At 58.6% G+C, this 20,007-nt stretch carries 16 protein-coding genes and 1 pseudogene; 7 read left to right on the top strand and 10 right to left on the bottom strand.

Going from position 1 to position 20,007, the window contains the following annotated elements:
• Positions 1–103: 103 nt before the first annotated feature.
• On the bottom strand, positions 104–1,063 hold the full coding sequence (folE2, locus tag A3714_RS05255) for a GTP cyclohydrolase FolE2 (protein ID WP_231866133.1): 960 nt from the start codon (positions 1,061–1,063) through the stop codon (positions 104–106).
• A 183-nt stretch (positions 1,064–1,246) separates the two neighbouring features.
• Positions 1,247–2,131, bottom strand: coding sequence for a hypothetical protein (locus A3714_RS05250; RefSeq protein WP_062815808.1), 885 nt, complete (start codon positions 2,129–2,131; stop codon positions 1,247–1,249).
• 471 nt (positions 2,132–2,602) lie between these two features.
• On the opposite strand from A3714_RS05250, the gene A3714_RS05245 reads away from it, so the two are divergent.
• The 4 genes from A3714_RS05245 to A3714_RS05230 all read left to right on the top strand — a co-directional run bounded on the left by A3714_RS05245 (position 2,603) and on the right by A3714_RS05230 (position 5,515).
• Positions 2,603–3,145, top strand: a complete 543-nt coding sequence (locus tag A3714_RS05245) for a MarR family winged helix-turn-helix transcriptional regulator (RefSeq protein WP_062815807.1) — start codon at positions 2,603–2,605, stop codon at positions 3,143–3,145.
• 4 nt (positions 3,146–3,149) lie between these two features.
• Positions 3,150–3,692: a diaminobutyrate acetyltransferase gene (ectA, locus tag A3714_RS05240; protein WP_062815806.1), complete on the top strand. Its 543-nt coding sequence runs from the start codon at positions 3,150–3,152 to the stop codon at positions 3,690–3,692.
• 52 nt (positions 3,693–3,744) lie between these two features.
• Complete coding sequence (gene ectB / locus A3714_RS05235) at positions 3,745–5,049, top strand: diaminobutyrate--2-oxoglutarate transaminase (protein ID WP_063509702.1); 1,305 nt, start codon at positions 3,745–3,747, stop codon at positions 5,047–5,049.
• A 70-nt stretch (positions 5,050–5,119) separates the two neighbouring features.
• Complete coding sequence (locus A3714_RS05230; RefSeq protein WP_062815804.1) at positions 5,120–5,515, top strand: ectoine synthase; 396 nt, start codon at positions 5,120–5,122, stop codon at positions 5,513–5,515.
• 168 nt (positions 5,516–5,683) lie between these two features.
• Here A3714_RS05230 and A3714_RS05225 read toward each other — a convergent pair whose 3' ends face one another.
• Positions 5,684–6,877, bottom strand: coding sequence for a DcaP family trimeric outer membrane transporter (locus A3714_RS05225; RefSeq protein WP_063509701.1), 1,194 nt, complete (start codon positions 6,875–6,877; stop codon positions 5,684–5,686).
• A gap of 199 nt (positions 6,878–7,076) precedes the next feature.
• Between A3714_RS05225 and acs the strand changes: the two genes are divergently transcribed.
• Together acs and A3714_RS05215 are read left to right on the top strand one after the other, a co-directional pair.
• On the top strand, positions 7,077–9,026 hold the full coding sequence (acs, locus tag A3714_RS05220) for an acetate--CoA ligase (RefSeq protein WP_062815802.1): 1,950 nt from the start codon (positions 7,077–7,079) through the stop codon (positions 9,024–9,026).
• A 169-nt stretch (positions 9,027–9,195) separates the two neighbouring features.
• A complete protein-coding gene (locus tag A3714_RS05215) occupies positions 9,196–9,852 on the top strand; it encodes a response regulator transcription factor (protein ID WP_063509700.1) in 657 nt (218 codons plus the stop codon).
• A 141-nt stretch (positions 9,853–9,993) separates the two neighbouring features.
• Here A3714_RS05215 and A3714_RS05210 read toward each other — a convergent pair whose 3' ends face one another.
• The 6 genes from A3714_RS05210 to A3714_RS05185 all read right to left on the bottom strand — a co-directional run bounded on the left by A3714_RS05210 (position 9,994) and on the right by A3714_RS05185 (position 18,486).
• Positions 9,994–13,461: a hybrid sensor histidine kinase/response regulator gene (locus A3714_RS05210; protein WP_063525775.1), complete on the bottom strand. Its 3,468-nt coding sequence runs from the start codon at positions 13,459–13,461 to the stop codon at positions 9,994–9,996.
• Between the two features lie 34 nt (positions 13,462–13,495).
• Entirely contained in the window at positions 13,496–13,711 is a 216-nt protein-coding gene (locus A3714_RS05205; protein ID WP_063509587.1) for a hypothetical protein, read from the bottom strand.
• Positions 13,712–13,768: 57 nt separating this feature from the next.
• A complete protein-coding gene (locus tag A3714_RS05200; RefSeq protein ID WP_063509588.1) occupies positions 13,769–14,380 on the bottom strand; it encodes a 3'-5' exonuclease in 612 nt (203 codons plus the stop codon).
• 35 nt (positions 14,381–14,415) lie between these two features.
• On the bottom strand, positions 14,416–16,227 hold the full coding sequence (locus tag A3714_RS05195) for a DUF294 nucleotidyltransferase-like domain-containing protein (protein WP_063509589.1): 1,812 nt from the start codon (positions 16,225–16,227) through the stop codon (positions 14,416–14,418).
• A 191-nt stretch (positions 16,228–16,418) separates the two neighbouring features.
• Positions 16,419–18,215, bottom strand: coding sequence for a sodium:solute symporter family protein (locus A3714_RS05190; RefSeq protein WP_062815796.1), 1,797 nt, complete (start codon positions 18,213–18,215; stop codon positions 16,419–16,421).
• 13 nt (positions 18,216–18,228) lie between these two features.
• Entirely contained in the window at positions 18,229–18,486 is a 258-nt protein-coding gene (locus A3714_RS05185; RefSeq protein WP_062815795.1) for a DUF4212 domain-containing protein, read from the bottom strand.
• Positions 18,487–18,776: 290 nt separating this feature from the next.
• On the opposite strand from A3714_RS05185, the gene A3714_RS05180 reads away from it, so the two are divergent.
• On the top strand, positions 18,777–19,778 hold the full coding sequence (locus A3714_RS05180; protein WP_063509590.1) for an MBL fold metallo-hydrolase: 1,002 nt from the start codon (positions 18,777–18,779) through the stop codon (positions 19,776–19,778).
• Here A3714_RS05180 and A3714_RS17935 read toward each other — a convergent pair.
• A pseudogene (locus A3714_RS17935) lies at positions 19,732–20,007 on the bottom strand (tRNA dihydrouridine(16) synthase DusC); the annotation flags it as partial. The gene A3714_RS05180 and the pseudogene A3714_RS17935 overlap by 47 nt on opposite strands.

The raw sequence follows: 20,007 nt of genomic DNA, 5'->3' as shown, positions 1-20,007 counted from the left end.
GGCTGAGGTCGGATCTCCGACCGGGGGCTGAGAGCTGGGGCGCGACCCACAAAAAAGCCCCCTTTCCGTCAGGAAAGAGGGCTTCTTGTGGTGCGCTGACTGATCAGGGAATCGGCAGGTAACCGCCGTCCACTTCCTTGGTGACAATGGCCACCGCGTTGTGGGCGTGCAGGCTTTCCAGGTGATTGACCCGCAGCCAGAAATCCTTGTAGCAACCCTGGGGATTCAGGGCCTGCTTGAGGCGACGGGCCGCATCTTCACAGAACATCAGGTTCTGGCCGTTGAGCAGGGCGAATTCCTGTTCGTCCACCCGCTTCACGGCGGTCTGCACCGGGGTTTTCAGAGCCCCTTCGATGGAATCGATCAGCGCAGTGATGGGGAACGCATCGCCTTCGGTGTGATCCAGCAGGACCCGCACCTGGGCCACGGAGCGCTGGCTGTGCGGGGTGGCCAGAATACCCTCTTCGGTCCCCAGCCACTCAAACACCGCATCCGCATCGACCTTGCCTTCCGCAAAGTCACGGCGGAACTGTTCCTGAATCAGCTGGCGGGACAAGGCCGCTGAACACGGGCAAGTGGAGGAGTACGGCACTTCCACGTACATCTCGATCCGCATGCCTTCTTCACACAGGGTGCCCTTGATGCTGACCGGGTAGCTCTTCCAGCCGGAATAGCTGCTCTTCAGGGCAGGACGACGCATGGAGTATTCAAAGTCCAGCTGCACAAAGCCGCGGGTGCTGAGGCCTTCATGGGTCTGCAGGAAATTACGCAGCAGCTGCTCAATGGATGCAGCACTGACCGAATGATCGCCAAAGGTCTCTTCCAGCATCAGAAACAGCCGGGACATATGGATACCCTTGGAATCCGGGTTGGCCAGATTCACATAGGCCTGGATAGAGGTGCTCACCGGGCGCTCACCGGCCAGGGTGTCACTGACCCGGGCAGGCAGGTGGATTTCGCTCATGCCGACCCAATCCAGGGTGCTATGGATGTGATCCACCATGGAATTGGACGCGACGTCCGGCATCTGTTTGGTGCCACCGGCACCAGTTTCACGTGTCATGGGATTCTCCATAGGGGCGCACGAGAGACCATCTTATGGCCCGTCGGGTGAACAAAACGGTAACCCGACTGTCATCGCCCTGACTGACAAGGGGGGCAAGTCTAGCAGAAAGTCTCCCGCAAATTGACCATTTGCGGGCGCGGCTTTGGCTATGGGATTGACAGAATGGCCCTATCAGCCCGATCAGATCGGTTCGTCTGCACTACCCACCAGTTCCTGGAAGCGAGCCAGCGCATGCAGGGGGCGGAACATCTCTTCACTGCGGGCATGACGGCGCAGGGTTTCGGAGGTCTGGATGGCCGCATCCAGGTCGGCGAGCGCATTATCGATCTCACCCAACCCGGCCCAGGCGCAGGCGCGCTGGTACAAGGCATGGGAGTTTTCTTCATCCACTTCCAGCACCCGGTCACACAGGCTCAGGGCCCAGCGTTGTTCGCCCAGCTCCAGGGCCGCATCGGCCTTCCAGGCCAGGGCTTCCGGATCATCCGGGCGTAATTCCAGAATCCGGTCATACAGCTCGATCTTGGCCTGGGCGCTGGGCTCCTTGGTGGCCTTGAGCCACAGGCTGTGGATCTCGTTGGTGCGCTCGATCTCTTCCTGGTTTTCGGCAATGGTCAGGGATTTCTTGCGCAGCTCCCGCTCCAGATCCGCCAGGCGAGCCTCGTACTCGCTGGTCAGACGGGCCATTTCCTTTTCCGCGTAAACCCGCACGTTGTCCTTCAGGTCACGAATGGTGGACCAGCCCACCAGCGCCAGAATGGAAGCGGCACCGGCAATCAGATAGAAGAAATAGGTCACCGTGTTGGTGGCATAGCCCATGGCCTTGTCTGCCACTTCCAGCTCCCGGTCAGTGACCAGCAGGTTCATCTGGTTACGGTATTCCATCATGTCCTGGCGGAGGTTACGCAACTCGCCAAGGATCCAGTTTTCCCGGAACTGGGAAATGACCGGCCCCTTCTCGATTTCGCTTTCAGCCTCCTGGCGGGGAGCCTCATCGGTTTCCGCCATGACGGTGGGCGCCAGGCCCAGAAACAACACCCCCAGCAATGCCAGGCGCGCAAGTCGCATTCTCTGCAAGACTCTATCCTCAATCTGTCGACTTACGTTTAAACGGCGCAAGAAGCGGTCACTTCAGGCCCAGAGTATGGTCGCATTAAGCCCTGCCATGTGCCACCACTGTGGCCACATTCGCCAGGCCGGCCGGACCCCAGCCCCACCCACACATCCACCGGGGAAGGCTCTGACCGGGGCGCAATACTGATTCAACAAGGAGAGCAATTTCGGGTCATTGCCAGGCCTTTGGCAAATCCCGTGCAGGCCAGAAAAGACGCGGCATCGCGCCGTTTCGGCGGGCTTGCGCCAGGAGTTACTTTGACTTCTAAATGTTTTATCTCTAAAATAGCTTACCAATTTTCGCAAGGAATTACTTGGCGTTGCCCTGAATGGTGTGGGGTTGAATCCTTACATCTCAAAGGTGATTGCAGACTGATTATGTCCAATAACGGTCACATTACTTTGTTATCAAGAGAACGGACGGCAATGGCCAGACACGAAGACGTGCTGATTGCATTAAGACAGATTATTCGCGCCACCGACCTTTACTCTCGCAAGTTGAGCAAGGTCTCGGGGCTCACTTCGCCTCAGCTACTCATCATGCAGGCGATTTCGGCTCACGGTGAAATCACCATGGGCGACCTGGCCAATGAGGTCTCTCTCAGCCAGGCCACCATCACCACCATTTTGGACCGCCTGGAAAAGCGGGAGCTTGTCGAGCGCAAGCGCGGCGAGCAGGACAAACGTCGGGTCTACGCTCACCTGACCCCGGCCGGTGACGACATCATCGACCAGGCCCCTACGCCGCTTCAGGACGAATTCATCGAGCGTTTTGACCGCCTGGAAGATTGGGAGCAATCGTTAATCCTCAGCTCCCTGCAACGGGTGGCCGCGATGATGAATGCCGGGGATATCGACGCGTCCCCGGTATTGGATCTGGGCGCCATCGACCGCGCCCAACCAGCGGTGGACATGAGTAGTCGCCGCGAACGCGAAGCCAACTCTTTCTCTAAAACGGACCAAAAGTGAAACCATGGTTGCAGACAGTGCAAAGAAAACGGATTCATCCACCGACAATCAGGATGACATTACTTTCCGCAAACCGGAAAGCCAGGACGGCAGCCGGGTGCACAAGCTGATCAGTGAGTGCAAGCCGCTGGACGAGAACTCCGTCTATTGCAACTTGCTGCAGTGTACGCACTTTGCTGACACCTCCGTCGCCGCGGAAATGGACGGCGACCTAGTGGGCTTCATTTCCGGTTACATCCCGCCCAAGCAGCAGAACACGCTGTTCGTCTGGCAGGTGGCCGTACATGAGAAAGCCCGCGGCAAGGGCCTGGCCAAGCGCATGCTGGCCGAACTGATCAACCGTGAGGAAAGCACCGACGTTCAGTTCATCGAGACCACCATTACCCCGGACAACGAAGCCTCCTGGGGAATGTTCCGCAGCTTCGCCTACCAGCGCAGCATGCCCACGGAAGAATTTATTCTGTTCGATTCGCGCATTCACTTTGCCGGCGAACATAATGACGAATATCTGCTGCGTATCGGGCCATTCAACAGAGACGAAGCCTGAGCGAACTGAACAGAACGTAACAAGCACCGAATTCAAGCGAGGAACAGGAATCATGGATACCGACATTTTTGAAAGTCACGAATCGGAAGTAATGAGCTATGCACGTAGCTTCCCGGTGGTGTTTGACCAGGCCAAGGGCAGCTACCTGTACGATGAAACCGGCAAGGAATACATCGACTTCCTGGCCGGCGCAGGCACGCTCAACTACGGCCACAACAACCCGGTACTGAAAGAGAAGCTGCTTGAGTACATCCAGCGTGACGGCATTGTTCACGGCCTGGATATGCATACCACGGCCAAGCGTGAATTCATGGATGCTTTCTACGAAGTGATCCTGAAGCCCCGCGATATGGATTACATCATGCAGTTCACCGGCCCCACCGGCACCAATGCAGTGGAAGCGGCGCTGAAAGTGGCCCGTAATATCAAGGGTCGCGAAAACATCATCAGCTTCACCAATGGCTTCCACGGTGTGAGCCTGGGTGCCCTGGCCACCACGGGTAACAGCCATCACCGTGGCGTTGCCGGTGTCACCATGGGCGGCGTAACACCGATGCCGTATGACGGTTATCTAGGCGATGCCTTCGACACCACCGAGTACCTCGACAAGGTGCTGGGCGATTCCTCCAGCGGTGTGGACCACCCCGCCGCAGTAATTGTGGAAACCGTACAGGGCGAAGGCGGCATCAACGCAGCCAGCTTCGACTGGTTGCGCAATCTGGAAAAAGTGTGCCGCAAACACGACATGCTGCTGATTCTGGATGACATCCAGGCCGGTTGTGGCCGTACTGGCACCTTTTTCAGCTTTGATGATATCGGCATCAATCCGGACATCATCACCCTGTCCAAGTCCCTGAGCGGTTATGGCCTGCCCTTCGCCATGGTGCTGCTGAAACCGGAGCTGGATCAGTGGAAACCCGGTGAGCACAACGGTACCTTCCGTGGTCACAACCTGGCCTTTGTGACTGCAGCGGCCGCGCTGAACCATTACTGGCGTGACGACAAGTTCGCCAAGGAAGTACAGCGCAAGGCGGATATCATCACGGACCGTTTCCGTGAAATCGCCAACAGCTATGACGACCACTGGTTCTACCTGAACGGTCGCGGCATGATGCAGGGCCTGGTGGCCCGTGACGGCGAACTGGCTGGCGAAATCACCAAGGCTTGCTTCAAGCGTCAGCTGGTGATTGAAACCTCCGGTGCCGATGACCAGGTGATCAAGACCCTGTGTCCGCTGACCATTGCCGAAGAAGATCTGACCCGCGCGCTGGACATCATCAAGGAAAGCGTTGCCGAAGTCATGACTGACCGCATCAAGCGCGGTGAAGCGCACTCTGTTGCCAGCATGGCTAGCTAAACAGACTGCCCGCTCCCCCGGTTCCGGGGGAGCCTTTCTCCCTCCCTTTTTTGCTCAGGAGTCATAATTCATGATCGTTCGCACTCTGGCGGAAGCCGAGAAGTCAGACCGTTGTGTCAAAGCCGAAAACGGCAACTGGCAGTCTGTTCGCCTGTCCCTGAAAGACGACAAGATGGGGCATTCGTTCAACATCACCACCATCTTCAAGGGTACCAAGACTCACATCCACTACCAGAACCATCTGGAAACCGTGTATGTGATGTCGGGTAACGGCAAAGTAGAAACCATTTCCGATGGCAAGGTCTACGACCTGAAGCCCGGCACTGTCTACCTGCTCAATGAGCACGACGAACATTATCTCTATGGCGGTGACGAAGACATGGTCGTGGCCTGCGTTTTCGATCCGCCGCTGAGCGGCAAGGAAGTGCACGATGAAAATGGCGTTTACCCGGCAGATGTTGATTAAGCGACCGGGCACTCGCTGACAAGAAAAAACGGGGCGCTTCAAGCGCCCCGTTTTTTTTGCCCTTCAGACTTTACCGTTGGAGCCTTGTTCACAAGGCGAACCTTCCACGTTCCCCAGCAAGCTTCGCCATGCCGACATGGCTCCAACACCTCAACCGAGGCGCCATTCTCAAAACGCGTACTTGGCAGTGAACTGCACACGCTTCAGATCACCATTGTCACCGGCTTCGGTTTCCCGTTCGGCATAAATCAGCTCCCCCCCCAATGACAGGGGCTTTGCCACCTGCCAGATCAGGTTGGCATGGGCGCTCTGTACGGTTTCGTTGGTGGTGCCGGCCACAGTCTCCGGGTTATCCGCTTCGCTCATGGACACCGCAAAGTTCGACCTCCAGCGATCATTCCAGTTGTGGTGCAGGGCCAGTACCGCACTCCACTGATCAATCAGCTCGATATCGCCATCCGCTTCAATTTGCCCGGAGCGGAATGCATTCAGGGTGTGGTAACGGCCAATGGCATTGCCGTAATTGAGCTGGAAGCGTACATCATCCATCTCGCCCAGCATCATCTTGCCTGCCAGTGCCAGTCCGTAGCCATATTCGCTCTCGTCCCGGTCCTGGCCACCGATGTTGTCCTGGTAGGCCAGCTCACGCCCCATGCCGGACAGGCTCACATTGCCCCAGTCTCCGGTCAGGTTGTAGCGCAGCACCACATCAGGCACACCATTATCGTCGTAGGGATTTTCCGTGCCGCCGTAGAGCGTCGTGGAGGGGTTCTCCAGGGCCAGCATGATCGGGCCACTGGTGTAACGAATCTGCGGTTGGCGCTCGAAGACGGTGCCGGCAGCACCCACAAAATCCAGGGTTTCCGGCAACGCACTGACATTGAAAAAGGTGGACCAGGTCTGTCCGAACAACCACTTGTCCCAGCACAGATAGGCATGGCGAATACGTGGCGCATAGCTATTGGTAATACGCTCGTCGCCAAGGCCGGTGGTCTGAAAATCGATTTCGATATGGCCCTTCACATCCCCCACCGGAGTACGGGTAACACTCTTCAGCCAGAAGCGGCTCTGTTTGGCATGCATATGAAGCTTGCCGGAGCCCTCTTCCCCCGCCACAGGAATGGTGGAAGGCACCATAAAGTCCTCCCCGATTGCCGCTGATGCTTCTTCACCATCGCTGTATTTGCTGTAGATCGTGTCAGCTTTGATAAAACCACCAAAGGTGATCTGGCTGTTTCCGCCACTGTGTTCCAGTTTGTTTTCCAGCTCGGCTACCCGCTCCTCCAGGGTAGCGGCACCCGCCATACCCGCATGGGCAAATAGAACGGCGGCACACAGGTACTTGGGTTTTATTGCTGTCATGGCCCTGCCCTCTTGTTTTCATCAACACGTAAGTCACTCCATCAACAGCTTGCTCGGCCCCTGAGCGCGCAACTATTAGCCATAGGTCGAAAAGGGGCTGCCTTCTCTTAAGACCAAGGTCTAATTCAGGGCACCGCCGTGCTTTCGCACACTGGCAGCATCCTTGATAACAACCGCATCACTTCAGTGAGGAAGTCCCATGGAAACGGGTGCACGCGTGCCGGTAAAAGCCGCTCTGAAATCCCATTGCTGGATCGACGCCAACGACTACCAGTCTCTCTACACACAGAGCCTGCAGGACAGCGTCGGATTCTGGCGCAGCCAGGCCCAGCGGATCGACTGGGTACGCGAACCGCAGCAGATTCGCGACACCCGTTTCCATCCGGATGACGTTCATATTCGCTGGTTCCATGACGGCGAACTCAACGCCAGCAGCAATTGCATTGACCGTCATCTGGCCGCCAATGGAGACGCTGTCGCCCTGTACTGGGAAGCGGATGAAGCTGGCCTGCCGAGCCGGGAAATCACCTACCAGGCACTCCATCTGCATGTTTGCCAACTTGCCAATACCCTCAAGCGCCAGGGCGTCGGCAAGGGCGACCGGGTGATGATCTATATGCCTATGATCCCGGAAGCGGTTTTCGCCATGTTGGCCTGCGCCCGCATCGGTGCCATTCATTCCGTGGTGTTTGCCGGTTTCTCTCCGGATGCCCTGGCCGGTCGCATTGCCGACTGTGGCGCCAAAATGGTGATCACCGCCGATGCCGGACGGCGTGGCGGCAAACCGGTGCCCCTCAAGGACAACGTGGATGAGGCCCTGCGACAGGATGGCACTGGTGTGGTGGAAAAGGTTCTGGTGGTCCGCCACGTGGGCAATGACGTCCACTGGCAACCGGGCCGGGATCTGGACTATGCGGAAGAGCAGGCACAAAGCGACAGCCACTGCCCGGCTGAAGCCATGAATGCGGAAGACCCCCTGTTCATTCTTTACACCTCCGGCTCCACCGGCAAACCCAAGGGGGTGCTGCATACCACCGGTGGTTACATGGTCTATGCATCACTGACCCATCAGCTGGCCTTCGATTACCACCCCGGCCAGGTCTATTGGTGCACCGCCGATGTGGGCTGGATCACCGGGCATACCTATCTGGTCTATGGTCCGCTGGCCAACGGCGCCACCTGTGTGATGTTTGAAGGCGTGCCCAACTATCCCAATGATCAGCGGGTGGGCGACATCATCGATCGCTACGGGGTGGAAATTCTCTACACCGCCCCCACCGCCATCCGCGCTCTGATGGCCGGCGGCGATCACTGCTGCCAGAGCAGCAAGCGCGATACATTACGGATCCTGGCCACCGCCGGTGAGCCCATCAATCCGGCGGCCTGGCAATGGTTCCACGATGTGGTCGGCAAAGGCCAGGCGGCCGTGGTGGACACCTGGTGGCAGACCGAAACCGGCGGCATCATGATCTGTCCGCTCCCGGCGGCCACCGAGGCCAAACCCGGCGCCGCCACCTTGCCCTTTTTCGGCATCCAGCCGGCTCTGGTGGACAACGACGGCAACCTGCTGGACGGCCCTGCCGAAGGCAACCTGGTCATTGCCGACAGCTGGCCTGGGCAGGCCCGCACCCTGTGGGGCGATCACGAACGTTTCGTACAGACCTACTTCAGCAGCTTCCCCGGGTACTACACCACTGGCGACGGTGCCCGCCGCGACGAAGACGGATACTACTGGATTACCGGCCGGGTGGATGATGTGCTCAACGTGTCCGGTCACCGCATGGGCACTGCCGAAGTGGAAAGCGCCCTGGTCGCCCACCCGAGGGTGTGTGAGGCAGCGGTGGTGGGATACCCCCACGACATCAAGGGGCAAGGCATCTATGTCTATGTGACCCTCAATGACGGGGAAGTGGCCAGCGATGCACTGCTCCAGGAATTGCGCCAGTGGGTACGCCGGGAGATTGGCCCCATCGCCACCCCGGATCTGATCCATTTCACTGGCGGGCTCCCGAAAACCCGCTCCGGCAAGATCATGCGTCGCATCCTCAGAAAAGTGGCCGCCAACGAACATGACAGCCTGGGCGACATCTCCACCCTGGCGGATCCGGCGGTGGTGGCAAGCCTGGTGGAAACCCGGGTCAATCGGTGAGTGAAGGGTGCGCCGGGGCGCTGAAACGGACCTGCGCGTACTCAGCACCCATGCACCAGGGCCAGAGATTTATGCTGAAGGGAACCCGTTGTTTCCTGTTTTTCCCACGCTGCCCTGCGAGTCTTCCAAAGGGCAGCATCTTTTTTTCTTTCATGCTTAAATCGGGGCCATGACAACAATACTGATAGCCGATGACCATCCCCTTTTCCGCGCTGCCCTGAAACAGGCGGTAGCCGCCAGCTTTGTCGATGCCACCATCCATGAAGCCGACTCTCTGGCGACTCTGGAGACGCTGGGGCAACAGGCCATTCCCTTCGATGTGATTCTGCTCGATTTGCATATGCCGGGCACCCATGGCTTTTCCGGGCTGGTCTACCTGCGCGAACAGTATCGCAAGGTGCCGCTGGTGGTGATTTCCGCAACGGAAAGTGTTGATGTGATTCAACGGGCCATTCATTTTGGCGCCGACGGCTTTATCCCCAAATCCGCTTCCATCGAAACCATGACCGACGCCATGGGCAAGATCATGGCTGGTGAACGCTGGCTTCCCGAACACGCCCGCCGGGCCATGCCCCCTACCCTGCCCGATCACTCTGGCATGAGCGAGCGCATCGCCAGCCTGACACCACAACAATTCCGGGTCATGGGCATGTTGATGGAAGGCATGCAGAACAAAGTGATTGCCTATGAACTGGATGTCTCGGAAGCCACCATCAAGGCCCACATGACCGCCATCTTCCGCAAACTGGGAGTGCGCAACCGCACCCAGGCGGTGCTGGCATTGAAGGACCTGGCGATTGAACCGCAGGGGGTGGATGGCAATTAATAGTTAATAATGAATAATTAATAACGCGCGATCAGAAATTCTCGCTATCTAAAAGGCATGAGGCCGCGCCCAGTCTTTGAGCGCGGCCTCATGCGGTCCGGCTGTGATTACCTTTCGCGCGCAACTATTAATTATTCATTATTAACTATTAATTTGCTCCAACGCTCTCCTGAGCATCGCCTCCGTCAACGGCTTCTGCAGGAAACCAACCCCTTGCTCTTCCGCGCGCTCTCGGACGTGGGGGTTGCGGTCGGCGGTCATGAGGATGGCGGGGACCACGTCTTCCCAGCAGCTGTCCAGCCCTTCGATCACCGCAAAGCCGTCTTCATTATCCAGCTGATAGTCCACCAGCAGCACATCCGGGGCAGGGTTGTTGACTGCTTTTTGCAGGGCGTCATCCAGACCGCTGGCCGCTACCACGTCGCAATCGAGCATCTCCAGGGCCGCCACCAGACTGGCCAGCAGTGCCGGGTCGTTATCCACGCAGAACACCCGCAAACCCTCAATGCCCTTGCTGGCCGTTTCCGCTTCTTGCAGTAACGGCGGCAATTCGCCGCTGGCCAGCGGCACAGTGACACTGAACACCGTACCTTTACCGGGCCAGGAACGGACCGTTAACCGGTGCCCCAGCAATCGACAGATCCGGTCCGCGATGGCCAGCCCCAAGCCCAGCCCTTTAACCGGCTTTCGGCTTTGTTGCGGCAGGCGCTGGAACTCCCGAAAAATCTGTTCGTGCTGATCATCGGGAATCCCCGGGCCGGTGTCCCACACCTCAATGCGTATGGCATTGTGCTGGCGACGGCAGCCGAACAGGATGCGGCCGTGTTCGGTATAACGAATGGCATTGGACAGCAGGTTCTGCAGGACTCGCCGCAACAGCCCCTCATCCGTCTCCACCACCGCCTCGCAGATCACCGATCGCAGACGTAACCCATTGGCGGCGGCCAGGGCAGAAAACTCCTGGTTGAGCGGGGCCATCAAACTGCCCAGACGCAACGGATGCACATGCGTGGGCATGGTGCCGGTATCCAGCTTGCTGATTTCCATCAGTGCCGAAATGATCTGTTCGGCGGCCTGCAAGGAGGTATCGATATGACCAAGCACATCCACTTCACGGGAAAAACTTTCACCGTCACGTTTCACCAGCTGCTGGCGTAACGACGAGGTAAACAGCTGGGCGGCATTGAGGGGCTGCATCAGGTCATGGCCGGCGGCGGCCAGAAACCGGGTCTTGCCATCATTGGCCCGGGCCAGTTTCTCATTCACTTCGGTAAGTTTTCGGGTACGTTCGGCAACCCGGTTTTCCAGACTTTCGTTGATCTGGCGAAGCGCCTGCTCGTCACGCTTGCGCTCGGTAATATCCATGTAGGTACTGACAAAACCGCCCCCCATCATGGGCGTACCGCGCACCTCCACAACGATGCCGTTGGGCAACTCACGTTCGAACTGGTGAGAGTGACCCTCGCGCAACAGCTGTACCCGCTTGCTCACATCGTCTTCCAGATTCCCGCCCTCGTAATAGCCACGCTCCGCGTTATAGCGATACACGTCCTCAATGGGGCGACCCAGCCGGATCAGCCCGTCCGGATAATCGAACAGTTTCACGTAGGCCTGGTTCCAGGCCACGACCTGCATCTGCCGATCCACCACGCAGATACCCTGGCTGATGGTTTCGATGGTGGTACGCAACAGCTGGTGATTGAACTGGATCAGCTCGGAAGCCTCATCCATCATTCTCACCACATCGTCATGGCGGCTGTTCTGCTTGCGTAGCAGGGTGCTCATCACGATTCGCGCCGTGGACGCGCCCATGGTGCCGGCGAGTAGCCGCTCCACATAGCGAACCAGGTGCAACGGCGCCGGCAACGCCAGCTGCTCGGACACGTTGCGACGTCGCATATAGTCGAAGAACAAAGGCTCTGCCCGGGGATGGCCCAGCCCACGCTTGCACACTTCCAGCAGTTCCGCGGTTGTGATGGACGGGTGACCAATGCCTTCGCGCCACCAGTCCATGGGCATGTCCACAAACCGGGCTGCCTGGGCCTCGTCCAGGGCATCGTGGGATGCACGCCGGGAAAAGTAGATGAACGCCGCCAGGTTCACCGACAGGGACCAAAACACTCCATGAGTGAGCGGCTCCAGCCCCTCAATGCCGAACATGGCATGGGGACGCAGCAGTCCCAGCCCCAACAGGCCCCGATCGTTCAGGGTCTGCACCCACTCCACCGGCAGAATGACCGGCATCAACAGGCAGTAGAACCACAACAGAAACCCGAAACCCAACCCGGCAAAGGCCCCCTGCTTGTGCCCGGTGCGCCAGTACAAGGCCCCCACCAGCGACGGCGCGAATTGCGCCACAGCGGCAAAGGACAACAGGCCAATACTGGCCAGGCCATCGAAGCGATCAATCAGGGTATGAAAGGCAAAGGCCAGGCCCAGCAAGACCAGAATACTGGCGCGACGCAGAAACCGGAGCTGACGGCTCAGCCCGGCCAGCTGGTCCCGCTCATGAAGCCGCGACTGCAACCACAGCGGCAGCAACACTTCGTTGGTCAGCATGATGGCCAGCGACACCGTGGACACGATCACCATACCGGTTGCCGCCGCGATGCCGCCGATAAACGACACCATCAGCATGGTCGAATTGTCCTGGGCCATGGGCAGCGACAGCATGTAGGTGTCCGCCTGACCTATCAGGTAAGGCTGGGTGATGACGCCGGCCACCACGATGGGCAGCACAAAGACCGCAAACATCAGCAGATACAGCGGAAAAAGCCAGCGGGTGGTGCGTAAATGCCGAAGATCGTTGTTTTCCACGACCCCGGCATGAAACTGACGCGGCAAACACAGGATCGCCACCATGGACAACAGCAAGGCGGTGACAAAACTCTGGGAAAACAGAGTGGGCTCGAAAATCTGGAAAACGTCATCCTGCAGCGCCACTTGCTGCCACATATCCAGGGGGCCGTCGAAAATAAAGTACAGGCAGTAAAGCCCCAGCAACACGAAGGCCACCACCTTGATAAAGGACTCGAAGCTGACCGCCAGCATCAAACCGGACTGGTGCTCCGTGGTATCGATATGGCGGGTTCCGAACAACAGGGTAAACACCGCCATCAGTACCGCCACCAGCAGCGCGGTATCCATATCGTATTGCGCGGAGTCCTTGAGCACGTAATCGAATGACAGGGTGACTGCTTTCAGCTGCAGGGCGATATACGGCAGCACACCAATGATTGCCACCAGGGTAACCAGAACGGCCAGGCGGCGGGACTTGCCGTAACGGGCCGCCAGGAAATCCGCGATGGAGGTAATGTGATGCTGCTGGGCCACCGTGACCATCTTGTAGATCAGGGCACCACCGAGCAACACGGTAAGGATGGGACCGAGATAGATAGGCAGGTAATTCCAGCCATTCTGGGCGGCTTCGCCCACCGCACCATAGAAGGTCCAGGAGGTACAATATACGCCCAGTCCCAGGCTGTAGACCCAGGCATTCTGGAAGGTTTTACGCCCCTGTCGAGCCGCCCGGTCACCCCACCAGGCGATCACGAACAGCACCAGCACATACCCCAGTGCCAGGCCGCTCAACTGCCACAATGAAAACACCGCCGCTCCCGGTTAAACGGATACAGATTTCAGCTTATAGCAACGCCTGGACGAAGCGTAGCACCACCGCGACCAGCAACAGGGCGACCCCGGCCCGTTGCCACTTGAATTCACTCTCAGTGAGTGTCATTTCCCGCCGCCAGAACATCAGCAGGCCGCGGGTGTCCCGGGTCCGTTGCCAGTAACGCAGGTAGGCATACAACACGATGCAGAGACCGGCGATCAAGGCCACTTTTTCGGCGTAGAGCATATTCCTCTCCATTATCTCTTCCGCAACCGTTTGGCGCCTTCCTGGCAAAGCGCCAACTTAATTCATCACGGGTCTCTGCAGCTGCAGGTACATCAGCGCCGCCGTCACAGCATCGCCGCGGGCGGTGTGCCGCTCCATGACCGGTACCTGCAAGGCGTCGGCCATGGCATCGAAGTGCAGGTCCGGCTCCAGTTCCGGTTTCCAGTGACGCATTTTTTTCTGATACAGGCTGGACAGCTCGATAGTGGCATTGGGCAGATCGAAGCCCAACAGAGGGCGCAGGTAACGGTTGATCATGGCCACGTCGAAATCCACGCACCAGCCCACCAGGGGACGATTGCCGATCACGTCCAGCAGCTGCTCCAGCGCCGCGACCACGGATTCGCCCTCCTCCAGATCGACCGGCCGCAAACGATGAATACGAATGGAACTGCCTTCCAGACTTTCCGGCGCTTGCAGTTTGATATCCAGCGCCTGGCTGCTCAGCACCCGCCCCTGCTTCACCGGCACCGCCGCGATGGAAACCAGCTCCGCATGGCGGCTGTCCAGCCCGGTGGTTTCACAGTCGATGGCCATCACCTCATCGCCCTGATAGGGCATAAAAAGATGGGCAAAGGGCCCCTGCCCGTGACGATGTCGATCGGTATAACGTCGCCAGTGCCTCAGCATGCCTTTTATCCTCCTGCCTGCACCCATGGCTATTCTCAGTACTCCAGATGGAAACGACGGGACAGGCGCTGTTTAAAATCACTGACCAGATGCAGGGCATCCCGGAGCAGGTCTCGCTCCAGAGATGACAGCCGCTGCACCACGATATGGTTGTCGGGAATGTTCATGGCATCACCATGCAGGTGTTCGAGCTGATGATTCAGGCGCAGTTCACTGAACAGCTCCATGGCTTCCCCCAGGTCCTCGGCAAAGCCAGGTTCCAACACTTTCATCGCCACCAGCTTTTCCAGCCGGGCCAGGGTGGAGGTTTCTGCGATGCGGTGCTGCAAGGCCAGGGCACGCACACCATGAACCACCGGAAACAATGCCCCTTTCTTGATATCGATACCGTGCTGGGGCTTTTTCAGGGAACCGAACAGGTTCAATGGCGTGGCGAATTGCAGGATCGGCCGGGCAAAGTGGGCCATGAAAAGATCATCATCGCTGCAACGGTCGAACAGTGCCGTGCGCACGCTATCCAGCAAGCGGTTATCCCCGGCCACGCAATGGGCGTCCACCAGGGTGGTAATGCGGATCAGTCCCTCGCCACCCACATCCGCCGCCCAGCCATGGATGCGTCGTTGCCACTGACTCAGGCTACCCACCCACTCCGGGTTGGACACCATCACCTTGCCTGGACAGGGGGGATAGCCCAGGGTCAGCAGGGTTTCAGAAAAACGCCGGGCATCGGTTTCGCAGCGGGGCCAGTGTTGATCATCCGCCAGGATCAGACCATTGTCCTGGTCGGTTTTCAGGATCTGCTCCCCGCGCCCTTCACTGCCCATGATGATCAGGCAGGCCTGGTGCTGTTCAGGCGGCACCACCATGGCAAACGCCTTGGCCATGATGCGCCCGTTAAGGGCAGCCAGAAGCTCCATGGCAAAGCGCATTTTCACGCCCTGGGCCATCAGCGCTTCCACCAGTTCCGGCAACCGTTCACTGGCAAGCCGTAACTCGTCCAGGGATTCGGCCTTCTCGATTTCCAGACCCACCACATAGGAGCGGCTGGAAAAGAAACTGAGCACATCGGTGAGCTCCACCACCCCCACCGCCTGCTCGCCCGCCATCACTACCACCCGTGCCACCTTGTGGCGGGTCATGCTTGTCAGCGCGGTGAACAGATAATCGTCCGGGCGAACGGTGACAAGTTGCCGCTCTGCCGCCGCGTCCAGCGGGGTATCGGCACTTTGCTCGTTGAGCACCAGGGCGGTCAGCAGATCGGTTTTGGTGACAATGGCAAAGCCGTCATCACTGTGGATCAGCACGCTGTCCACACCATGTTGCTTGAGCGCCGTCACCGCATCCCGCAGGGTACCGTCGGCGGCCATGACCAGCGGCTCGCGCATGCACTGATCCACCCGCGCCAGCATGAACCCGGCCAGGGTGACACCCCCTTCCCGTCGCTCCGCCAGGCGCTGGCTTTTTTCCGCCAGGCTCTGGCGAAAGAAGCGGCCGAACTCCGGCTCACTGTCGCATAACTCCAGAAACAGGGCTGCGGGAATCAGATGGCACAGGGTCTGTTGCTCTGCGCGAAAACGGTAACGGCTTTTGCCATTGAGCACACTGATGGCACCGAACAGATCCCCGGCAGCATACACCCCCACCTGGCTGCGCCCATCCGGAGCCTTCACATCCAGCTCTGCCACACTGCCCTTGTGGACCACATAGACATAGTCACTGGGACTGGCCGCCTCGAGAATAATGTCACCGGGCTCGTAATAGGACAGATCCGTGCCCTGATGCAGGCGATGTCGGCCTGCTGTTCCCAGCAGGCTGAACGGATACTGGTCGAGTTCCTGTTCAATCATGGCGGCGGACCGGTTAGTGAAAAGGTGAAAGTTCAAAGCGTAAAAGCGCGAAGATGGCGCAGCAGGAACAGAAATGCTCTGCCCGCGTTTCAACTTTAAACTTTCAACTTTTCACTCTCCTCTCTTCTTTCAGAAAGCGCAAAACCGGTGCGGACTGACTGTTTCCACACCGGCTTGGCTCAACGTTTTCTTTAGTGCGCCACAGCTTCACCGGCACCACGCGGAACACGGATGTCCTCCACGATATGCTGGATATGCTCCGGCGGCGGTGCCGTCACCCGGGAAACAGCAAAGGCCACGGCAAAGTTCAGCAGCATGCCGACGGTACCAATACCCTCCGGAGAGACACCCAGCAGCCAGTGCTCGGCGCTGTTCAGCTCCGGGGACACGAACTTGAAATAGACGATATAGGAGAAGGTAAAGGCAAGCCCGGTAAGCATGCCGGCAATGGCCCCTTCCTTGTTCATGCGCTTGTAGAAGATACCCATCAGGATGACCGGGAAGAAGCTCGCCGCTGCCAGCCCGAAGGCGAAGGCCACCACCTGGGCCACAAAGCCCGGCGGATTGATGCCGAAGTAGCCGGCGATACAAATCGCCACCACCGCTGCGCCACGGGCCGCCAACAATTCCTGCTTCTCGGTAATATCCGGCTTCAGGGTTTTCTTCAGCAAGTCATGGGAAATGGCACTGGAAATTACCAGCAACAGACCTGCTGCAGTGGATAGCGCCGCAGCCACCCCACCGGCCGCCACCAGGGCGATGACCCAGGCTGGCAAATTGCCGATTTCCGGGTTTGCCAACACGATAATATCGCGATCGATATACACTTCCGCATCGTTATCGCTGGGTGCATTGGTGAGTACACGCTCGCCATAGGCACCGGTTACTTCTGCACGGCTGCCGGCGAAAGTGGGCTTGCCTTCAAAGGCTGCGCCGGCACTCATCTGCACTGCGCCATCGCCGTTCTTGTCCATCCAGCCGATCAGCCCGGAGTTTTCCCAGTTATAGAACCATTCCGGCAGTTCCTCATACTGGGTCTGGTGAACCGTATCAATCAGGTTAAGCCGGGCAAAGGCACCCACCGCCGGAGCCGAGGTGTACAGCAGGGCGATGAAGAACAGCGCCCAACCGGCACTGATACGGGCATCCTTTACCCGAGGCACGGTAAAGAAGCGCACGATCACGTGGGGCAAACCGGCGGTACCACACATCAGTGCAGCCGCGATAAAGAACACGTCAACCGTGGATTTGGAACCATCGGTGTAGGCCGTAAAGCCCAGATCGGTGACCACCTGATCCAGCTTGTGAAGAAGATAGACACCGGAATCGTTACCGGCCGCATCCAGCACGGTGGCACCGAAACCTGTCTGCGGCAGCACATGGCCAGTCATCATGATGGACAGGAAAACCGCCGGCACCAGGAAAGCAAAGATCAACACGCAATACTGGGCCACCTGGGTGTAGGTAATCCCTTTCATCCCGCCCAGCACCGCGTAGAAGAAAACGATGGCCATACCGATCACCACACCGGTATTGACATTCACTTCCAGGAAACGGGCAAACACGATACCGGTACCACGCATCTGCCCGGCCACGTAGGTGAAAGAAACGAAGATCACGCAGATCACTGCCACGGTTCGCGCCACATTGGAGTAGTAGCGGTCACCGATAAAATCCGGCACCGTAAACTTGCCGAATTTTCGCAGATAGGGCGCCAGCAGCATGGCCAGCAATACGTAACCGCCAGTCCACCCCATCAGGTAGACCGACGCATCGTAACCGGCGTAGGCAATGATCCCCGCCATGGAAATAAACGAGGCGGCGGACATCCAGTCCGCTGCCGTTGCTGCGCCGTTGGCAATGGGAGACACCCCACCACCGGCCACATAAAAGTCTTTGGTTGATCCGGCTCGCGACCAGATCGCAATCCCGATGTAAAGCGCAAAGGAACCGCCCACAAAGAGATAGGTGAGTGTTTGAACATCCATAATCTTACCCCTCTCAGTCTTCGTGGACGTCGAATTTACGATCCAGCTTGTTCATGGATCGCGCATACATGATGATCAGCACCAGGAACACATAGATGGCTCCCTGCTGCGCAAACCAGAAACCCAGCTTGAATCCGAAAAACTGTATCTGATTGAGTTCATCCACCAGCAGGATTCCGCAGCCATAGGAGACGGCGAACCAGACAGCCAGGTAGGTCAAAATCAATCGCAGGTTGGCAGCCCAATAGGCGCGGGCATTTTCTTCTTTCATTACTCGTCCCTCTGCGTCCTCGTTGTAGCGGGCTATCCGCAATATCGGGATAGGCTCGCTATCAAGACTAGCCAAAGGGCATCGGCGGCACAGTATGACTTTAGTCGAAGCCCGGAAAGACAGAGGGGATGGGGAGGAGACAAGGCTGACGGGAAAATCCGTGGGCACGACCGGGACTTTGCGACAGACCGCCATCTATCGCGGCGGTTTCCCTGTCAGAATGGTACTTATGCGTTAAAATGCGCCCCTGGTCCGGAACGGCCTTTCAACAGAACAACAGTGGATGTCCCATGAAAATTGCGCGATGGATGATCGGCGCCCTTCTGGTAGCAGCGATAGCTATCATTGTGTCTTTCCAGCTATCCCCCTCCCGGGATCACTGGCCTGTTGCCGAGCCGCATCCCCCGGCCCAACCCGGTGACGTGACCCTGACCTTCCTTGGTACCAGCACCGTACTGATCAGCGACGGCACCACCCACCTGCTCACCGATGGCTACTTTTCCCGGGTCAGCATCCCCCAGCTTTTTGGTCTGATCGAGCCGAACCCGAAACGTATCGACAACGCACTCAAACAGGCAGGTATCCGTAAACTGGATGCCATCCCGGTACTGCACACCCATTTCGACCATGCCATGGATTCCCCCCTGGTGGCGCAACGGACCGGCGCCCAGCTGTTGGGATCCGCGTCCACCGCCATGGTGGGGCGCGGTGGCGGCTTACCGGAAGCGCGCATCACCACGGTGCAGACTCACCACCCCTATCGATTCGGGGACTTCACACTCTACTTCGTTCCTGCCGGCCACGTGCCCTTGCCACAAGCCATTGAAAACTGGACCGGCAAGGGAGAGGTCACCGAACCGGTGATCCCGCCAGCCCCCCTGGGGGCCTGGGAAGAAGGCACCAGCTACGGACTGGTCGTCAGCCATCCGGCGGGAACCCTGCTGATTCAGGGAAGTGCAGGCATGCAGCCCGGGGAACTGGATCGCTACCAGGCCGACTATGCGCTATTGGCCAGCGCCAGCCTGGGCAAACAGAGTGAGGCCTATCAACAGGCATTTATGGAAGAAACCGCTCAGGCGGTGGGAGCGCACACGGTGATCCCTGTGCACTGGGATGATTTTTTCGCGGAACTGCGTGACGATGTGGCACCACTGCCCTGGGCCTTGGACAACCTGGATGCATCGTTCCGTGCCATGGCGGATCGTCACGACGGTGATTTTTTCGTGCTGCCGCCGTTCCAGCCGTTTATGCTGACACCGCCTGCTGCGCCGCAGACAGAAACGGGGCCATAGCCAGGGGGTCGGATTCCCGCTTGATCTGCTCCAGCAACGCCCCGGCCTGGGGCCACTGCCGACGCAGGTAGCTCAGCCACTGCTTGACCCGTCCCGCCACCTGGGCATCGGTCCCGGTGCCGATCACATCGGCCAGGAACCGGCTCAGCACCGGCGGGATATCCTCCCAACGCGTGGCGCGACCATCCCGCAAGGCACTGACCAGCCACGGGTCTGCCACCGCTCCACG

Source organism: Alcanivorax sp. HI0007, assembly GCF_001635525.1.
GTDB lineage: Bacteria > Pseudomonadota > Gammaproteobacteria > Pseudomonadales > Alcanivoracaceae > Alcanivorax.
Note: the sequence above shows the minus strand (reverse complement) of the source record. Positions and strands in the feature narration are given on the sequence as shown.

Bases quoted from the DNA above. Each gene is read 5' to 3' on its own strand.
- folE2 (WP_231866133.1), bottom strand. From the start codon at position 1,063: ATGACACGTGAAACTGGTGCCGGTGGCACCAAACAGATGCCGGACGTC.
- A3714_RS05250 (WP_062815808.1), bottom strand. From the start codon at position 2,131: ATGCGACTTGCGCGCCTGGCATTGCTGGGGGTGTTGTTTCTGGGCCTG.
- A3714_RS05245 (WP_062815807.1), top strand. From the start codon at position 2,603: ATGGCCAGACACGAAGACGTGCTGATTGCATTAAGACAGATTATTCGC.
- ectA (WP_062815806.1), top strand. From the start codon at position 3,150: ATGGTTGCAGACAGTGCAAAGAAAACGGATTCATCCACCGACAATCAG.
- ectB (WP_063509702.1), top strand. From the start codon at position 3,745: ATGGATACCGACATTTTTGAAAGTCACGAATCGGAAGTAATGAGCTAT.
- A3714_RS05230 (WP_062815804.1), top strand. From the start codon at position 5,120: ATGATCGTTCGCACTCTGGCGGAAGCCGAGAAGTCAGACCGTTGTGTC.
- A3714_RS05225 (WP_063509701.1), bottom strand. From the start codon at position 6,877: ATGACAGCAATAAAACCCAAGTACCTGTGTGCCGCCGTTCTATTTGCC.
- acs (WP_062815802.1), top strand. From the start codon at position 7,077: ATGGAAACGGGTGCACGCGTGCCGGTAAAAGCCGCTCTGAAATCCCAT.
- A3714_RS05215 (WP_063509700.1), top strand. From the start codon at position 9,196: ATGACAACAATACTGATAGCCGATGACCATCCCCTTTTCCGCGCTGCC.
- A3714_RS05205 (WP_063509587.1), bottom strand. From the start codon at position 13,711: ATGCTCTACGCCGAAAAAGTGGCCTTGATCGCCGGTCTCTGCATCGTG.
- A3714_RS05200 (WP_063509588.1), bottom strand. From the start codon at position 14,380: ATGCTGAGGCACTGGCGACGTTATACCGATCGACATCGTCACGGGCAG.
- A3714_RS05195 (WP_063509589.1), bottom strand. From the start codon at position 16,227: ATGATTGAACAGGAACTCGACCAGTATCCGTTCAGCCTGCTGGGAACA.
- A3714_RS05190 (WP_062815796.1), bottom strand. From the start codon at position 18,215: ATGGATGTTCAAACACTCACCTATCTCTTTGTGGGCGGTTCCTTTGCG.
- A3714_RS05185 (WP_062815795.1), bottom strand. From the start codon at position 18,486: ATGAAAGAAGAAAATGCCCGCGCCTATTGGGCTGCCAACCTGCGATTG.
- A3714_RS05180 (WP_063509590.1), top strand. From the start codon at position 18,777: ATGAAAATTGCGCGATGGATGATCGGCGCCCTTCTGGTAGCAGCGATA.